This window comes from Novosphingobium sp. Gsoil 351, from assembly GCF_009707465.1.
Classification (GTDB): Bacteria; Pseudomonadota; Alphaproteobacteria; order Sphingomonadales; family Sphingomonadaceae; genus Novosphingobium.
Genome location: NZ_CP046120.1, coordinates 1,648,577 through 1,664,988 on the forward strand (window position 1 = coordinate 1,648,577; position 16,412 = coordinate 1,664,988).

A 16,412-nucleotide genomic window follows, 5' to 3' on the forward strand; every position below is an offset into this window, starting at 1 on the left:
ATGGAGCGCATCGGCCACCGCAGCGTCAAGCCGGGCGTCACCGTCTGCGAGCGCCTGCGCGCGTCCGCGAGCTAGGCGGAAGGCCGGTCCGCTACCGCAGGCAATCAGCGCGGCTTCGTCGCCGCCATTCTCGGCATAGCGCAAACTGCGGCAAGCGGCGACGGTGCGGACCGAGTCGATCGGCGAGACCAGTGTCGGTCCACCGTCGAAGATGTCGACATAGCCTTCGTCGCGAAAGCCTTCTGCGAGGAGCATCGCGAGCGCCGGACGGCCGTCGTCATGAGGACGGCCGAGGGCCTCTTGTGCGGCCGTCGGAAGCATCGAGACGTAGATCGGGTAGCGCGGACCGAGATCCGCGATAAATTGATTGCCGAATATGGCACCGGTGCGGTCCGCCTCGTCGAACTCCATATCGTAGAAATGCCGTCCGATCGCGTCCCATACCGGCGATCGTCCGGCCTGGTTCTGATAGCCGCGCAATTCAGCGATCACTCGTTCGCCGAACCAATCGCGGTGGGTGGCGATGAACATGTAGCGCGCGCGCGCCATCAGCTGACCCAGCGCAAGACCGCGACGTTCAGGGTCGACGAACAGGCCGCCGACCTCCGTTTCCCCGTCGAAATCGTTGGTGAGGTTGAGCAGCCGCTGCGGCCGTGAGCGGGCGAGCGTGCGCGAAACCGCCGCCTGCCGCGTAATCCGGTAACTATAGAACGGCCATTCCGCGCCGACGCGCGCGAAGATCATACCGATGGCGACGATGTCGCCCTCAAGTTCGGCAACCAGCATAACCGGGGCGCCCGCGAGTCGTGCGGCCTCGTCGAGAAGGGCGGACTCGGCGGCGGCGATACGCCGCTCGAGGGTTGCCGGATCGGGCGGGAGGTTGGTCAGTCCATTGCCGCCGCGGCGCGCGAGCTGGAGCACCGCGCCAAGATCGGCAGCCCTTACCGGCCTTACGATCGCTTGTTCCTCGCCCATCGCGCCTTTGTAGCTTTATTGAATACGCAGTCAACATCTAGACTGTCGTTTGAGAAGAGAGTAGCGCTCCCAACGAACTTATACCTTGTAGCAGGTCTGGCATTCGGCCAGCATCCGCAGTCAAAGGGGGGCGCTGGCTCTTGGCAAGCGATCTAAGCCGCATTGGAACCGGCGTGACTGCAATGCTGGATGGCGCCAGCCAGCCGCCTTTGACCGTCCGCGACAAGGTCTCGTATGGGCTGGGCAGCACAGCCGAGGCGCTGGTCTTCACGACCACGTCCAGCTTCACGCTGCTGTTCTATAATCAAGTGCGCGGCCTCGACGCGGGGCTAGTGGGAACGGCTCTGGCGGTCGGTTTGTTCGTGAACGCCTTTGTCGATCCGATGGTCGGTTCTTGGTCCGACCGCACGCGTAGCCGCTGGGGGCGCAGGCATCCATTCATGTTCGGCGCAATCCTTCCGGCCGCCCTGCTGTTCTTTGCGCTGTACAATCCGCCGAACATCGGCACGTCCGGGCAACTGGTCTGGCTGTCGGTCATGAATACCCTGCTGTTGCAGGTGATGACGGTTTACCACACCCCGCACCTTGCGCTCGGCGGCGAGATGTCGAGCGATTACCTGGGCCGCACCAGCGTGATGGCCTACAACACGTTTTGCCTCTGGATGGGCGACACCTTGGGGTGGCTGCTTTCGTTCCGCGTATTCTTCGCCGCCTCCGGCAAGTTTCCCAACGGAGCTCTCGACCCGTCGCGCTATCCCGTGTTTTCCCTGACGGTCGCGCTGCTGGTCGTGGTGATCCTCGGCTATTCGAGCTGGTCGACGCGCAACCGAATTCCGTTCCTACCGCAGCCCAAGCCTGGCCAGAAGGCGTTCGGCCCGCGCGAACTGCTGCGAGACGTGTCCGGAGCGCTTGCCAACCGCAACTATGTGATGCTGCTGCTCGGATTGTTCTTCCTGTCGATGATGACTGGCGTGCGGATCGGGCTGTGGCTCTATACCGCTACCTTCTTCTGGCAGCTCGACAACAACCAGATCAGTCTCTTTGTAATCGGCAGTTTCGCCGGTTACGTCTTCGCCGCTTTTGCGGTTAAGCGCCTTCACGCCCGTTTCGACAAGCGTTGGACTGGCGCGATCGCACTCGTCCTCTACAGCCTCGGCCCGGCAATTCCTCTTGCTTTGGGCTATGCGGGCGTGCTGAGCGCGCGAACGCCGCACATCCTGTGGATCCTGATCGCCTTCTCAGTGCTGCAACACGCTCCTTACAGCCTGATGATCACCACCGTGACTTCGGCGCTCGCCGACATCGCCGACGAGAACGAACTCAAGTACGGCGTCCGCCAAGAGGGCGTACTCTACGCGACCCGAACCTTCTTCCAGCGGGTCGACCAAGCGCTCGGTACCGCGCTGGCTGGCTGGGTCCTCAGCGCCATCGATTTTCCCAAGGGAGCGAAGCCAGGTGAGGTTTCCAACGAGGTTTTGATGGGCCTCGCCGCCGCCTTCGCGCTGTCGGCGATCCCTGGTCTCGTTGCCGGCGTGTTTTACGGCATGCTGCGGGTCACCCGCGGTACTTACGAAGCCACCCGCGCCGCGCTCGCCGAACGGCAGTCGGCAGAGCTTTCGCCACTCTGATCTTGCTGCCCAACGAGGATACTATGCCTGCGCCAGACACCCCTTTTCCCTTGCCGGAGCGCCCTCCCGTCACCCGCATCCGACATGCGCGCACCTCGGACTTGTTGCGTCCTGCCGGACCTCGGACCCAGCCGATGGCGGGCTTCGAAGACGACTTCGTCGACATCGTCGACTACATCGTCCGCATCACCCACCAGATTTGGGTCGATCGGGCGATCGGGCGCATCTACGACACGTACGACGCCAACTGCGTCGTTTATTCCGCACTTGGCACGGTACGCTCGGTCGAGGATGTCGTCGCCAACACGCTGCAGGCCGTCAGCGCCTCGGGCGATGGAGAATCCCATCACCTCAACGTTGCCTGGAGCGGCGATGAAGACGAAGGCTTCTACACCTCGCACTTGGGCTTCGCCTACGCCACGAACACCGGCGCGACGATGTTCGGTCCGGCGACCGGCCGCAGAACCGGTCGGTTCTTCGTTGCCGACTGCATCAGCAAGGACAACCGCATCCATACCGAGTGGCTGATGCGCGACAACGGCGCCGCCGTACGCCAAATGGGTTTCGACCCCCACGAGGTCGCGCGCCGGCTCGCTCAAGCGCCGGCGCCCGAGCAACCGACGATCGCGGTTCCCACCCGGCTTGACGGACAAGCAGTGCGGGCCGCCTACGACGGCCCGACCGACACTCCGCGCGGATGGATCGAGCACCATTTCGATGCCTGGAATACACGACGTTTCGATCACCTGGCCTTGCACTATGCGCCGGGGATAATCGCGCATTGGTGCGGCGGACGCACCGCGCAAGGGTTGCGCAACGTAACCGCGTTGATCCTCCAACTGCTAGCCAGCCTGCCAACGGGAACTATCCGCGTCGAACACGTCAGTTGGGCGGAGGAAACCGACGGCACGATCGTTGCGGCAAGGTGGACGCTCGAGGGCTGGACCCGTGGAGGTGGTCTCCTTGGCGAGGTACCGGCAGGCAAACCGGCAGCGATCATGGGGGCCACCCACTTCCGCTTCCGCGGCGGGGTGATCGTCGAGGAATGGACGGTTTTCGACGAAATCGGCACGCTTGTGCAAATCTACCGCGCCTGATCGTGGCGTCGACAATGTCGGCGAAGAGGGCCCGGGTGGCGGTGGTCTTATATTTGCTGCTGCTCCAGTTCCTTTACAGCTGGTCGTGGAGCAGCAGCGATGTGCTGCGGCCTTTGTTCCGTCGACTTTATGGACTGTCCCTCGCGCAGGCAGGATTGGCCTATTCGGCGCAAGTGGGTGCAGCTCTCATCGGGGCGCTTTTGGTGGGCCGGGTCCAGCATCGCGCCGGGCGGAAGCATACGCTGAGCCTAGTTGCCGCAGGCTGCGGCCTCAGCCTTGCAGCAGGCGCGCTCGTCGACGGTCTGGCAGCACTCTTCGTGCAACGGCTCGCCCTCGGGCTCTTCATGGGCGCTGTCTTTCCTGTGACCGTCGGGCTGGTTGTCGATATGTTTCCGCCGGGCCAGCGCGGCCGGCTCGCCAGCCTCGTCGACGCGACCTATTTCTCGGCGGTGATCGCACTTGGCTGGGCGGCGGCGGCTTTGATCCCGCTCGACTGGCGCCTGCTGTTCTGGCCTGTGGGCGGCTCGCTCGTGTTGCTCAGCTTCGGGGCCCACTTGCTCGCGCTGGCGGCACATCCCGAAGACCATCCGAGGGACGCCCCACGCGCGCGCGATTTGTTCGCCCCGCCCTTGCGTGCGCAGACTCTGGCGCTCACAGCGATGATCTCGGTCAACGCTTGCGGCCATCAGGCGTTCGTCGGTTGGCTGACCGTGTACCTCAGCGAGGTCGACCGGGTTTCTGCTGCTGGAGTGGCCGCCACGCTGACCGCGTCGTACCTTGGCAGTATCAGCGGCTGTTTCGTCTGGGGCTTCGTCGTAGACCGCTTCGGTCGCCGCGCCGGCGGCCGGGGGCTCATAGCCGCAGGTGTATTCAGCGCCGCCTTCGTCCTTCTCCCGGCGCCTTTGTGGGCAAGGCAAGTCGCCGTGTTCGGATTCGGATTTGCTTTTGCCGCCATTGCGACGATTGGCCCGTGGCTCGCCGAGCTTTATCCAGCACGATTGCGCGCGCCGGCCACGTCGATCTTTCAGTGGGGCCGCTGCCTCAGCCTTGTCGCTCCGCCCCTGACCGGGTTCCTAGCCGAGAGGTTCGGATTGCCGGCCGTGATGACCCTGGCAGCGGTCGCTTTCGCCATGTCGGGGCTGATCTGGCGCCGCTTGCCCGAAACACATCACCAGGCCTGGCGCAGCACCGTACTCCAGCCAAATCTGTCTGGCCGATAAGGACGGTGCTCGATGTGCGTCGCTTGACCGCAAATTAGTTCGGAGACTAGGCGGCCACTAGCCGGGCCGCCGATCATCCCGTCATGGCCGTGGCCGGCCACGATCGCAACTCTCGGCGCCCTGAGCAGACGACCGATCGCAGGCACGCTATCTGGAAGTGCCGGGCGGCTGCCCATCCAAGGCCGTTTGTCCGCTGCGGTCAGGCCCGGGAACAGCCGCTGCGCGCGACCCCACAACGCTTCGGCTCGGGCATAGTTCGGCGGGGCGTCGGCATCCGCAATTTCCACCGTTCCGCCGAGACGCATTCCGCCGCGCATGGGCGTGAGGGCAAATCCGCCTTCGCGGTAGATCATCGGCGCGCTCAACTCCAGCGACGGATCAACAAGCTGGAGGTGGTAGCCGCGCTCTGCGACGAGTGGGATCTTTAGGCCGAGCGGCTTGACCAGCGTTGGCGTGCGCGCGCCCGCTGCCACGACGACTTGGTCGGCGAGATGCGCTTCACCGCCTGCCCAAAGGGTGCAGAAGTCGTCACCGGCAACAATGCGGTCGACCTTGATGGACCGGAACGCGCCGCCTTGCTCGCGGAACCGATCGCCTAGGGCTACGCAAAGCGCGGCCGGGTCGGGTGTGTGGGCGTTCCCGGGAAAGTAGAGGGCACGTCGTGCATGAGAGGCGATTCCAGGCACGCGCGCCTCGATCTCGCGTCGGTCCAGTTCCTCGCAAACTATGCCGAGCTCACGCCGGAGTTCGGCGGCGAGCCGTTCGGCAGGGCTCGGCTGCTCGCCTATCAACAGTGTTATGCCTCCGCGTTCGTGCACGTGGTCGGGGTAGGCATCGCCGAGCAGCATGCGGTATTCGCGCAGCGTGTTGCGGTGCAGCGCGCGCAGCGCGTCGACGCCCTCGCGCACCGCCGCGGGGCGGCTGGCGAGGAGCCATCGGGCGAGGAAGGGCAGCGAAGCGAGCGCATCGGCTGGGCGAACTGCCAATGGGGCCAGCGGGTCGAGGAGCCATCTCGGCACGTTGCGGATCATTCCGGGCATTGCGACGGGCAGATGAGCGTCGGGGTTGATAAGCCCGCCGCTGCCCCACGAGCAGCCCAAGCCTACGCCTAGCGGATCGTACAACTTCACAGATCGGCCGCGCTCCTGGAGATTGAGAGCCGTCGCCAGCCCAGCGATGCCGGCGCCAATCACCGCCACGTCGTCCACTTTTACCTGGGCCACCGCACCCTCCCACCGCTCCACGAGCAGGCTCTAGTGCATTCGGATGCAAAACGCTATGTGTCCCTGAACGGAGGGCCGAAAATGCCAATGCTATCACAACGGGCCGCGTCGGCACCGGCCAGCGGCATCCGCGCGATCACCAATCGCGCTTTGGCGATGGGCGACGTTTTGCGCCTAGAAATTGGGGGAGCCCAACTTCCCGACTCCGCCACACATTGTGGAGGCAGCGCATCGCGCCGCGCGCGACGGCTTTACCCGCTACACGGAAACGCAGGGCCTGCCCTCGCTTCGCGCGGCATGGTGCGACCGGCTGAAACGAGTTAACGGCTACGATACGACGCCCGAGCGCCTGCTGGTCACCGCTGGCGCGGTCTCGGGCCTCTTTGCCACTTTTGCCGCGATACTCGAGCAGGGCGACGAAATCCTGCTACCCGACCCGGGATGGCCCAACTGGTCGATGATGGCGAAGCTCATTGGCGCTCGGCCGATCGGCTACCGCTGTTCGCCGCACACGGGCTGGCAGCCCGACCTCGACCACCTCCGCGCCCAAGTCACTCCGCGAACCAAGGCGGTGCTGGTCAATTCTCCGGGCAACCCGTCGGGAGCGGTGCTTGATGCAGCTACGCTTCGCGCGATTTCCGAGATGGCCGAGCGCCACGATCTTTGGTTGATCTCCGACGAATGTTACGATGGGATCGTCTTCGAAGGCGAACACCTCGGCGCGGCCGCGGTCGCCGATCGGGCACGTACGGTGACGATCGTAAGCTGCTCCAAGACATACGCGATGACCGGCTGGCGGGTGGGCTGCGTCGCTGCGCCCGATGCGCTGGTCGGACCACTGGCCAAAGTCCAGCAGGCAACGCTTGCTAGCGTCTGCGCGGTCGCGCAGAAGGCGGCGGAATCGGCGCTCACCGGCAGTCAGGATGCGGCCGAAGCTATGCGTCTGGCTTATCGGCAGCGTCGCGACGAGGCGGCCGGGCTGCTGGCGCACCTTGGCCGGCCGATCGCTCCGCCGGGAGGCGCGTTCTACGCAATGCTCGACTTGTCTGATTGCATTGCCGACAGCACGGCCTTCGCACAACGGCTGCTGGACCAGGAGCGGGTGGCGGTGGCGCCGGGCCCGGCGTTCGGTAGCCAAGCCCCGGCTAGTGTGCGGGTCGCGCTTTGCGTCGATCCGGCGATTCTCGAAGCCGGGCTGCGCAAACTGGTTGCTGCAGCGGAGCGCAGCCGTCAGGGGGCGCTCACGCTCCCTCGCCGGGGAGCAGAGGCCGATGAGCGGCTAACCCGAACCGCGCGGCGTGTTCGCCCCGCGAGCCGTCCAAGACCATCTGCGCTACGTAATCGCCCAAAAGTGGCCCGAACTTGAACGCGTGGCCTGAGCCGCCTCCTGCTATCACGACATGAGCCGCCTCCGGATGGCGGTCGATTATGAAGTCTTCGGAGGCGGTATTTTCGAGCTGACTCACATAGGCCGATATAATGGGCCGCTTGGCAAGCGCGGGCAATCGGGCGGTAAGGAACTGCTTCGCGCCGTCGATCGCGAGAGGCGTAGGCAGGCGCTCCGCCGAATCCGGGTCCATGTCTATCCCGCGCATGGGCGGCGCGATCTTGACCCCGTTGCCGAGGTCCGCTGAGGTCCAGCCGAGCGGGTCAACGAGATTGGGACAGCGCTCCCAGCCAAAGCGCGGATCGCCAAGTTCCGGCGCGACGAACAGCAGCTCGCGGCGCGGGGTGCGGATGAACCCTCCGAGCAGGTCTGGCAACAATCGCGGCAGCCACGGCCCACACGCGAGCACGATGGTACCGCAGGGAAACTGCTCTCCATCGACCTCAAGGCGCGTGGAAGCGCCTTGTCCGAGGAGCGTGCCGCGACCGCGAATGACTTGGCCGTTGGCTCGGCGGAGTGCGCGTTCGACCTCGCGCAGCGAAAGCTCTGCGGCGAGCACGCCGGATTCGGGCTCATAGAATGTTGCAGGCGCCGACCACCGCACTTGCGGCCACCGACTTTCGACCTCGTCGGGGGACAGCACTTCGAAGGCCGCTCCAAGGGCAGCGAACAAATCGGCCTGAGCTGCGATCTCGGCGTCGGATCCGGCACGCAGGCTGCCGCACGGATAGACAAGAGTCGTCTCGAATTGCCTTTGCCGTTCACCCCAAATCGCCCAGGCGCGACGAGCCCAGCGCGTGTAGAAAGCATCAGCGCCGTACGCGGCACGGATATTGCGCGACTCTCCTCCGCTCGAAGAGCGGGGGTTGGGGGTGGGGTACATGTCTATCATCGTGACGCGGACACCCGCTTCGGCGAGGCTCAGCGCCGTCCACGCACCGAACGCGCCTGCTCCCACCACCGCGACGTCGCAGGCGCGGTACGTCACGGCCGCGACCTGCGCGGGGAGCGCCCCGGCATCCGGGCCTCCTCGGCGAAAAGTGGATCGAGATCGGCGAGGGAGCGCAAAATCGGCATTGCGAGTTGACTGCGTATGCATTCGTGGGGAATATGGCAATCGATTCCGTCTGGCGCAGCGCCGTCGCGGGATCGGGAGAGTCGCAAGTGCCGCAATCGCGCGAAGTCCCTCACGCCAGCGAAGTGGCGCTGTCGATCCGCATCGCCGCGTATGTCGCGGTGCTGCTCGGCTATGTCTTCTACTGCTACAATTACATCGTCGTGGGTTTCGTCAGACCGTACCTGGTCAGCCAGGTCGGGTTCTCGATCTCCGACACGGCGCTCATCACGATGGCCGGCAACGTCGGGGTGACGATCGGCGCGATCGTGTGGTCGCACTTCGTCGCCCGGGCAGGCCGTCGCAAGGCGGTCATCCTCATCGCGACGGGGATCGGCACCCTTGCGGTGCTCCAGGCGGCGACCCGCATCCTTGGCGTGTGGATCGGACTGCGTTTCTTCATGGATGGGCTTCTCGGCGGCTACTACGTCGTCGCCACCAGCCTGGTGGTCGCGCTATTTCCCGCAAAGAGCCGGGCCAAGCTGATCGCGCTGAATTCGGCGATGTACCCGGGCGCCAACATTCTTATCGGCGTGCTGGGCGGCTGGCTGGGCGACGCGCACTGGACCGTACTGCTGTGGCTGGCCGCGATGCCGCTGCCGATCGCGGTCGTGCTGTTCTTCGCGGTGCCGAAGGACAGCAACTATGCCGCCTATGACGACGAGGCGGGGAGCGGCACGGACGGCGGCGGGCGATGGAGCGAGATGTTCGCACCGCGGCTGCGCTGGATCATGGCCGGTTGCATCCTCTTGTCCGGGCTCGACTTCAACGCCTGGCAGTTGTTCCAGGGCTTCGTTACGCTCTACGTCAAGAACACCCTGGGAATGACCGCGGCCGCGATGGGCGCGATCGTCGCCTTCACCAGCGCCGGTTCCTTCATCGGCAACTTCTTCTGGGCGATCATAGCCGACCGCTTCGGACGCAAGGTCCCGCTGATCGGTTATATACTGGCGGCAGTGATGGTCCTGGTCTTCGTTCAGCCCGGGCTGGACCAGACTTGGCTGTCGCTGTTCGGCTTCGTCTTCGGCTTCGGCATGTCGTGCACGACCGCCTGGGGCGCCTGGTTTGCCGAACTCTTTCCGGTCCGGCTGCGCCCGTTCGGGGCCGCGCTGTTCCATATCGGCCACGTGATGGCCTTGGGGGCGCCGCTGCTCGCCGCCTATACCACGCAGCACCTCGGCATCACGACGTCGATGAGCCTGGCCTCGGTGGTTTATGTCGCGGGAGCGGCGCTGTGGTTCGCATTGCCTGAGACCCGCAAGGGCGGGTTCAAAGCCTCGGTCGCCCGCGACGCCGCGGCGCTGGCTCCGGCTGCAAAGGAGGGATGACGATGGCCCATCCGCAATTCGATCTGCCGTTCAACCTGCCCGAAAGGCCGCGCGTTCGGCGCATCAGGAAGGCCTCGCCCGCCGAGCTCACGGGTCGAACCCAATCCTTGGCGGGCTTCGAAGACCGCTTCACCGACATCGTCGATTACATTGTGCGGATTACCGACGAAATCTGGCAGGACCGCGCGGTCGGATACATCCGCGACACGTACGACGCCAACTGCGTGGTCTATTCGAGCTATGGCGTGACCCGCGGCGCCGAGGCGGTCGTCCGCAACACGATCGCGGGCCTGGCTGGCGCGCCGGACGGCGACACGAACCATCTCAACGTCGCCTGGAGCGGCGACGAAGCGCTGGGCTTCTACACCGCGCACCTGGGCTACGGGTTCGCCACGAATCTTGCGCCCAGCGACTATGGTCCCGCCACCGGGCGGCGCTATTCGCTGCGCTTCGCCGCGGACTGCATCAGCGCCGCAAACAAGATCCACACCGAATGGCTGGTGCGGGACAATGGCGCGATGGTGCGGCAGGTCGGTCTGGATCTCGACGAGGCGGCGCAACGGGTGGCGCTCAAGCCTGCCGCCGAGCCGTATCTGATCAGCGCCCCGGTTCCGGGCGCTTCGCCGCCGCCTCTTGCCGATGCGGGCGAGATCGAGAGCTGGGCGCGGTCATTGTTCGAGCGCGTCTGGAACGCTCGCCGCCTTGACCGCCTGGCCGAGTTCTACGCTCCGCACGCGATCGTCCATTCGGCGAGCGGGCGTAGCGCGCATGGGCTCGCAGCGATTTCCGACCTCACCCTGAGCGTGCTTGCCGCCATCCCCGACGGCGAGATGAGCGTCAATCACGTCTGCTGGGCTGACGAGACCGACGGCGTCATTGTCGCAGTGCGATGGGTCCTGACGGGAACGTCCGCGCGGGGAGGCGTGCTTGGCAACCAGCTGCCGGTAGGGCGGCCGGTGTTCATGATGGGCAGTTCGCATCTCCGGCTCGATGGGCCGCGCATCGTCGAGGAATGGACGGTGTTCGACGAGGTTGCGGTGATGGCGATGGCCTATCGCGGATGACGCTGGCCGCGCGCCTTGCCGCGGCTCAGCGCGATCCCGAGCTCGTCGCTGCCGCGGCGGCGATGGCGAGCGATCGGCTCGACGTGGCCGAGCGCGGCCTCAAAGGCGTGCTTCGTGCCCGGCCGACCGAGGTTGCGGCAATCCGCATGCTGGCCGAGGTCGCCGCGCGGCTCGGCCGTTACCGCGACGCCGAAGCGCTTCTCGCGCGAGCGCTCGAGCTTGCCCCCGACTTTCATACAGCGCGGGCGAACTACGTCACCGTCCTCCACCGGCAGAGCAAATTCGCCGACGCGCTCGCCCACGCCGAGCGCCTCATAGCGGCTGAGCCCGCCGATCTGGGCCACCTCGCACTCAAGGCCGCGGTGCTGGTCAGGACCGGCGAGTACGATGCGGCGCTGGACGCGTACGACCGTATCCTGGCAGCGTTCCCCGACAATGCACCGATCTGGGTAAGCCGTGGACACGTTCTCAAAACCGTCGGCCGCCAGAACGAGAGTGTCGCCGCCTACCGGCGCGCGATTGCGATCCAGCCCTCGTTCGGCGACGCCTGGTGGAGTCTGGCCAACCTCAAGGTTTCCGGGTTCGACGATCACGACATGACCCGGATGCACGCCGCCCTCGCCGCCGCGGCGAACAGTGCGGATCGCTATCATCTCCATTTCGCGCTGGGCAAAGCGCTAGAGGATCGCGGCGATTATGCCGCGTCGTTCGAGAACTACGCGGCGGGCAACCGAATGCGCCGCGCGGAGCTGCCCTATCGCGCCGAACGCACGAGTGCGCATGTCGCCGCGTCGCGCGATCGGTTCACGGCGGAAGCGTTCGCCCGCGCTGGCGCTGGAGGACATCCGGCGGACGATCCGATCTTCATCGTCGGGCTGCCCCGCGCCGGTTCGACGCTCCTTGAGCAGATCCTCGCGTCGCACAGCCAGGTCGAAGGAACGATGGAGTTGCCGGACATCGGGACGATCGCCGCCGACCTGGGCGGACGGGACGCCGACGGCACGCTGGACGACGCGGACGCGGGCTACATTCCGCACCTGCTTGGATTGACCCCGGCCCAGCGGCGCGAGCTTGGCGCGCGCTATCTTGCGGGGACCGGCATTCAACGGAAGACCGGGCGGCCGCGCTTTATCGACAAGATGCCGAACAATTTCGCCCACATCGGTCTGATCCATCAAATCCTGCCGAATGCGACGATCATCGACGCGCGCCGGCACCCGATGGCCAACGGTTTCTCTGCGTTCAAGCAGCACTTTTCGCGCGGACAGGGCTTCACTTACGACCTGCGCGACATCGGGCTTTATTGGCGAGACTACGCCGCCGTGATGGCCCACTACGAAGCCGTCCTGCCGGGCAGGGTGCTGCTGGTGCGGCACGAGCGGCTGATCGCCGATCCGGAAAGGGAGATCAGGCGCCTTCTCGACCATTGCAGGTTGCCGTTCGAGCCCGGCTGTTTGACGCCGCACCGCAATTCCCGACCGGTCCGAACCGCGAGTTCGGAGCAGGTCCGCCGCCCCATCGCCAAAGCACCCGACGAGGCATGGCGGCACTACGCGCAGTGGCTTGGTCCGCTGCGGGAAGCACTGGCCGGAGCGGATGTCGAGTATGAGAGGGCATTGACGCAGATTGCGTGAAATCGCCCTCAACAGTCTTGCATTCGAATGCGCGAAATGACATGCAGCAGCCCACCCACCGATCGCCGCAAAAGGGCGACGACCTATTCCAGGGAAGGAGATAAGCATGTCAGAAGCTGGAATCCTTGGCACGAGGGCCCTGTTGTGCTGCACGGCGACACTTATGACTTCGACTGCAATTCCTGCATTCGCCCAGACCGCGGGCGCCGAGGTTGAGAGCGACGCGGGGGCGCCGATTATCGTCACCGCCCAGCGCCGCGAGGAAAACCTTCAAGACGTTCCGGCGAGCGTGGTCGCGCTCACCACCGACAAGCTCGAGGCGCTGCAGGTGCGCAACTTCGTCGACTATATGGCTTACCTGCCAAGCGCGAGTTTCACCACTGGCAGCACCGGCGTTCCCGGCAACAGCTCGATCTCCTTCCGCGGCATTTCGACCGGCGGCGGTCTGGTAACGTCCGGTACGTTGCCGACCGTCGGCTCGTACCTCGACGATCAACCGATCACCTCGATCCTCGGGGCGGTGGATATCCACGTCTATGACATCGCCCGAGTCGAAGCTCTCGCGGGTCCGCAAGGCACGCTGTACGGCGCTTCGAGTGAAGCTGGCACCGTCCGGATCATCACCAACAAGCCGAATTCGAGCAAAGTCGAGGGACGCGCGGACATCGAGGTCAACAAGATCGCCCACGGCGATTGGGGTGGCCAGATCGAAGGCTTCTTCAACGTGCCAGTCGTGCAGGATCGCGCCGCGCTGCGAGTGGTGGGCTGGTATGAACACACCGGCGGCTACATCGACAACGTCTTGGGTTCGCGCACCTTTCCCAGCTCGAAAATCACGCAGAGCAACGCGGCGCTTGTCGAAGATGATCACAACCCGGTCGACATCTATGGGCTTCGCGCGCAGCTTGGCATCGACCTTGACGACAACTGGACCGTGACTCCGTCGGTCATCGCGCAAAAGACCAACTGGGACGGCAGCTTCCAATCGGACGACGACAAGGTCGGCGAGCTCAAGGTCGCGCACTACTATCCTGAATTCGGCGAGGACAAGTGGTACCAGGCCGGTCTCACGATCACCGGCCGCATCTCGAATTTCGAGGTGACCTACGCCGGGTACTATATGGATCGAAGAATCGACACGCAGAACGACTATTCGGACTATGGCTATTTTTACGACCTGGTGGCCGGGTCTGGCACCGGCGTCGTCAACAACGCCGGTCAGTTGATCGATCCCTCGCAGATCAACGTCAACCGCTTCCGCCTGCACAAACTCAGCCAGGAATTGCGCATCGCCACCCCGCAGCAGGCGCGCTTCCGGGCAATCGCCGGGCTGTTCTACCAGCGCCAGTTCCAGCGTGACGAGAACGACTACCTGACGCCCGGCTTCGCGGACCGCCTGTCGGTGCCGGGGCGGCCGGGCCAGGTCTGGTTGACGCTCGAGGACCGTGTCGACCGCGATTACGCGGCTTTCGCTCAAGCCGATTTCGACGTCACCGACAAACTGCTCCTGACCGGGGGCGTCCGCGCCTACAAGTTCGACAATACGCTGGAAGGGTTCTTCGGGGTCAACACCACGTATTTTGGCACCGGCGTGCGCCAATGCCTGGGACGGGCGCAGGGCGGGGGGCCGTTTGGACTGGGCCCCGCCGTGGTGCCGGGAAGCCCGTGCACGAACCTGGGCATTCTCAATGCGGATGGGTCGGTTTCGCCCAAGCGATCGAAGGGGGACGGCTTTACGTACCGCGCGAACGCGACGTATCGCTTCACGCCCGACAACCTCGTTTACGCAACCTACTCAACCGGCTTCCGTCCGGGCGGGATCAATCGCGCGGGCGCAGCGGTTCCGTTCGGCGCCGACAAGCTCTACAATTATGAGATCGGAACGAAGAACAGCTTTGACGGCGGGCGGCTAACCGTCAACGCGGCGGCGTTCATCGACGACTGGAAGAACGTGCAAGTCAGCTTTCAGCCGCCCGGTGGCAGCGGAGTGGTCTTGATCGGCAACGTCGGAAAGGCGCGCTCCAAGGGCATCGAGGGAGACATCGCCTGGCGCCCGGCGCCAGGGTTCTCGCTGACTGCGGCCGCCGCCTATGTAGACGCCAAGCTGAGAACCCCGTTCATTATCTCCGGCAAGGTGACCGCGCCTGCCGGTCAGCGCCTTCCGCTTACTCCCAAGTTCAAGGGCAACATTACCGGGCGCTACGAGTGGGACACGGGCCCAGGCCGGGCTCACGTCCAGGCCGCGGTGGCCTATATCGGGCAACGCAATCCGGTGATCACCACCAGCGATCTGATCAAGACCGGGGTACTGCCCGACTATACCACGCTCGATGCCTCGATCGGGTATGCGTGGGGCGACTGGGACGCCGAGCTTTACGGACGCAACCTCACCGATGCTCGCGGGCAGCAGAGCCGGGCGGCTCGGTGCAACATCAATTATTGCGGGCCCAGCACCCAGGACCCGGTCGGCGAGATCTACCGGATCTATATTCAGCCGCTGACCATAGGCTTGCGCCTGGGCCGCAAGTTCTAGGGGCGGATGTGGCCGCGGGGCCTCAGCCGCCCCCCGACTGCACCGCATCCATGCGCTTGAGCACATCGAGGCCCTGCATCGCCAGGTAATGCAGGATGTCGATGAATATCCAGTTCTCGGCCAGTTTTCCGTCCTGGGCGCGGTACATGTCGATCACGCGCATGTCGGCCGCCGCAGGGCCGGCTGTCATGCCCATGTAGCCGCCCGCGTTGCGCAAGGTCAGGTTGGCCCAGCCGAAGAACCCGCCGAAGTCACCCTCGGCGATCTTGGCGATATGGCCGTTGAAACGGTATCCGGCGGATAAGGCGTTGTCGAACGGGATACTGTGCTGGCGAACGTATCGCTCGATGGTGAACGTCGCCCCGATCCCCGCCGGGCCCCACCAGATCATGTCGTCATGCCAGACCCGGGCAAGGCGGGTGGCCTCGTCCTTGTTGTGGAATTTGGCGCCGGGGTTTTTGAGCATCGCATCGATCGCGGCCAGCGTCGCCTCGCCCCGTGCGGGGTCCTGTCGCTCGTAGCAGAGCCCGGTATGCGTGCGCGGGCCAGGCTGGACGAGCATCGCTCCGGTCTGCGGCGGGAACGGATTCTGCCCTGCCTGCATCATCAGGTGCGGAATGTCGCAGAACATGGCGGTCTCGACGATCTTGCCGTCGACCACGCGGTTGAATTCGCAATAGCGCAGCATGACGATGCGCAAAGTATGCCGGATGCCGAGCCACGGGCGCTCGAACAGCCCCATCAGGTGGCCCATCTCGGTCACCCACACGCTGTCCCCGCCATCGATCGCATTGCGGCCGGCAATGAAGATGTCGGGTCGCCGCTGCAGCGGCCTGAGCGCGTTCCTGAGCGGCGTCCAGAAAACACGCGCGACTGCTTCGGGTCCGTATTGCTCATGGAACGGGTGCATGCCGCGCCAGTGCCAGTCGGGCGACACAAACTGGGCGAGGGCCTGCTCGATATTGGCGGGGGTCGAGTTGTCGAGCGCATCGTGGAAGGCGCGGACGACGGCCTTTTCGGCCTGGTATTCCGCAACCGCTTTCCTATCCGGCATCGCTTGACCTCCCCCTCGCGGATTCGTCAGTGCGTACGAAGTCAATGATTATGCCTCGGGGTAGCCTCGATTTGGAAGGAAGTCCACCAATCGCTGCCGCCAACTCGACTCTTCTTCCCCAAAATTGCCGGTTTTGGCAAACTTTGGGTAACAAG

10 protein-coding genes and 2 pseudogenes are annotated in these 16,412 nt (G+C 65.0%); 8 read left to right on the forward strand and 4 right to left on the reverse strand.

Features of this window, described 5'->3' with window-relative positions:
• Nucleotides 1-30 precede the first annotated feature (30 nt).
• Nucleotides 31-975 (reverse strand): annotated as a pseudogene (locus GKE62_RS19710) (arginine N-succinyltransferase); the annotation flags it as partial.
• Between the two features lie 182 nt (nt 976-1,157).
• Here GKE62_RS19710 and GKE62_RS07925 point away from each other — a divergent pair.
• The 3 genes from GKE62_RS07925 to GKE62_RS07935 all read left to right on the forward strand — a co-directional run bounded on the left by GKE62_RS07925 (nt 1,158) and on the right by GKE62_RS07935 (nt 4,920).
• On the forward strand, nt 1,158-2,603 hold the full coding sequence (locus GKE62_RS07925) for an MFS transporter (RefSeq protein WP_230207068.1): 1,446 nt from the start codon (nt 1,158-1,160) through the stop codon (nt 2,601-2,603).
• A gap of 134 nt (nt 2,604-2,737) precedes the next feature.
• Nucleotides 2,738-3,700 (forward strand): ester cyclase, encoded by a 963-nt coding sequence (locus GKE62_RS07930; RefSeq protein ID WP_195908666.1) that lies wholly within the window; start codon nt 2,738-2,740, stop codon nt 3,698-3,700.
• A gap of 35 nt (nt 3,701-3,735) precedes the next feature.
• Nucleotides 3,736-4,920: an MFS transporter gene (locus GKE62_RS07935; RefSeq protein WP_195908667.1), complete on the forward strand. Its 1,185-nt coding sequence runs from the start codon at nt 3,736-3,738 to the stop codon at nt 4,918-4,920.
• On the opposite strand, the gene GKE62_RS07940 is transcribed toward GKE62_RS07935, so the two are convergent.
• Nucleotides 4,869-6,128: an FAD-binding oxidoreductase gene (locus GKE62_RS07940; protein ID WP_195908668.1), complete on the reverse strand. Its 1,260-nt coding sequence runs from the start codon at nt 6,126-6,128 to the stop codon at nt 4,869-4,871. The two genes, GKE62_RS07935 and GKE62_RS07940, sit on opposite strands and share 52 nt — an antisense overlap.
• A gap of 196 nt (nt 6,129-6,324) precedes the next feature.
• Between GKE62_RS07940 and GKE62_RS07945 the strand changes: the two are divergent.
• Nucleotides 6,325-7,335, forward strand: a pseudogene (locus GKE62_RS07945) (pyridoxal phosphate-dependent aminotransferase); the annotation flags it as partial.
• Nucleotides 7,336-7,384: 49 nt separating this feature from the next.
• Here the strand turns inward: GKE62_RS07945 and GKE62_RS18925 are convergent.
• Nucleotides 7,385-8,518, reverse strand: a complete 1,134-nt coding sequence (locus tag GKE62_RS18925) for an FAD-dependent oxidoreductase (RefSeq protein ID WP_255453593.1) — start codon at nt 8,516-8,518, stop codon at nt 7,385-7,387.
• Nucleotides 8,519-8,640: 122 nt separating this feature from the next.
• On the opposite strand from GKE62_RS18925, the gene GKE62_RS07955 reads away from it, so the two are divergent.
• The 4 genes from GKE62_RS07955 (at nt 8,641) to GKE62_RS07970 (ending at nt 15,203) form a co-directional block, all read left to right on the forward strand.
• A complete protein-coding gene (locus tag GKE62_RS07955; RefSeq protein ID WP_154691785.1) occupies nt 8,641-9,972 on the forward strand; it encodes an MFS transporter in 1,332 nt (443 codons plus the stop codon).
• A gap of 2 nt (nt 9,973-9,974) precedes the next feature.
• Nucleotides 9,975-11,036 carry an ester cyclase gene (locus tag GKE62_RS07960; RefSeq protein WP_195908670.1) on the forward strand — a complete coding sequence of 354 codons (1,062 nt, stop codon included), beginning with the start codon at nt 9,975-9,977 and terminating at the stop codon, nt 11,034-11,036.
• Nucleotides 11,033-12,670, forward strand: a complete 1,638-nt coding sequence (locus GKE62_RS07965; RefSeq protein WP_195908671.1) for a sulfotransferase — start codon at nt 11,033-11,035, stop codon at nt 12,668-12,670. Before GKE62_RS07960 ends, GKE62_RS07965 begins: the two co-directional genes overlap by 4 nt.
• 163 nt (nt 12,671-12,833) lie before the next feature.
• Nucleotides 12,834-15,203 (forward strand): TonB-dependent receptor, encoded by a 2,370-nt coding sequence (locus GKE62_RS07970; protein WP_195908672.1) that lies wholly within the window; start codon nt 12,834-12,836, stop codon nt 15,201-15,203.
• Nucleotides 15,204-15,225: 22 nt separating this feature from the next.
• On the opposite strand, the gene GKE62_RS07975 is transcribed toward GKE62_RS07970, so the two are convergent.
• On the reverse strand, nt 15,226-16,257 hold the full coding sequence (locus GKE62_RS07975; protein WP_154691789.1) for a nuclear transport factor 2 family protein: 1,032 nt from the start codon (nt 16,255-16,257) through the stop codon (nt 15,226-15,228).
• Nucleotides 16,258-16,412: the final 155 nt, after the last annotated feature.

Excerpts from the sequence above, each read along its gene's own strand:
- GKE62_RS07925 (WP_230207068.1), top strand. The coding sequence starts at position 1,158 with ATGCTGGATGGCGCCAGCCAGCCGCCTTTGACCGTCCGCGACAAGGTC.
- GKE62_RS07930 (WP_195908666.1), top strand. The coding sequence starts at position 2,738 with ATGGCGGGCTTCGAAGACGACTTCGTCGACATCGTCGACTACATCGTC.
- GKE62_RS07955 (WP_154691785.1), top strand. The coding sequence starts at position 8,641 with ATGGCAATCGATTCCGTCTGGCGCAGCGCCGTCGCGGGATCGGGAGAG.
- GKE62_RS07960 (WP_195908670.1), top strand. The coding sequence starts at position 9,975 with ATGGCCCATCCGCAATTCGATCTGCCGTTCAACCTGCCCGAAAGGCCG.
- GKE62_RS07965 (WP_195908671.1), top strand. The coding sequence starts at position 11,033 with ATGACGCTGGCCGCGCGCCTTGCCGCGGCTCAGCGCGATCCCGAGCTC.
- GKE62_RS07970 (WP_195908672.1), top strand. The coding sequence starts at position 12,834 with ATGACTTCGACTGCAATTCCTGCATTCGCCCAGACCGCGGGCGCCGAG.
- GKE62_RS07975 (WP_154691789.1), bottom strand. The coding sequence starts at position 16,257 with ATGCCGGATAGGAAAGCGGTTGCGGAATACCAGGCCGAAAAGGCCGTC.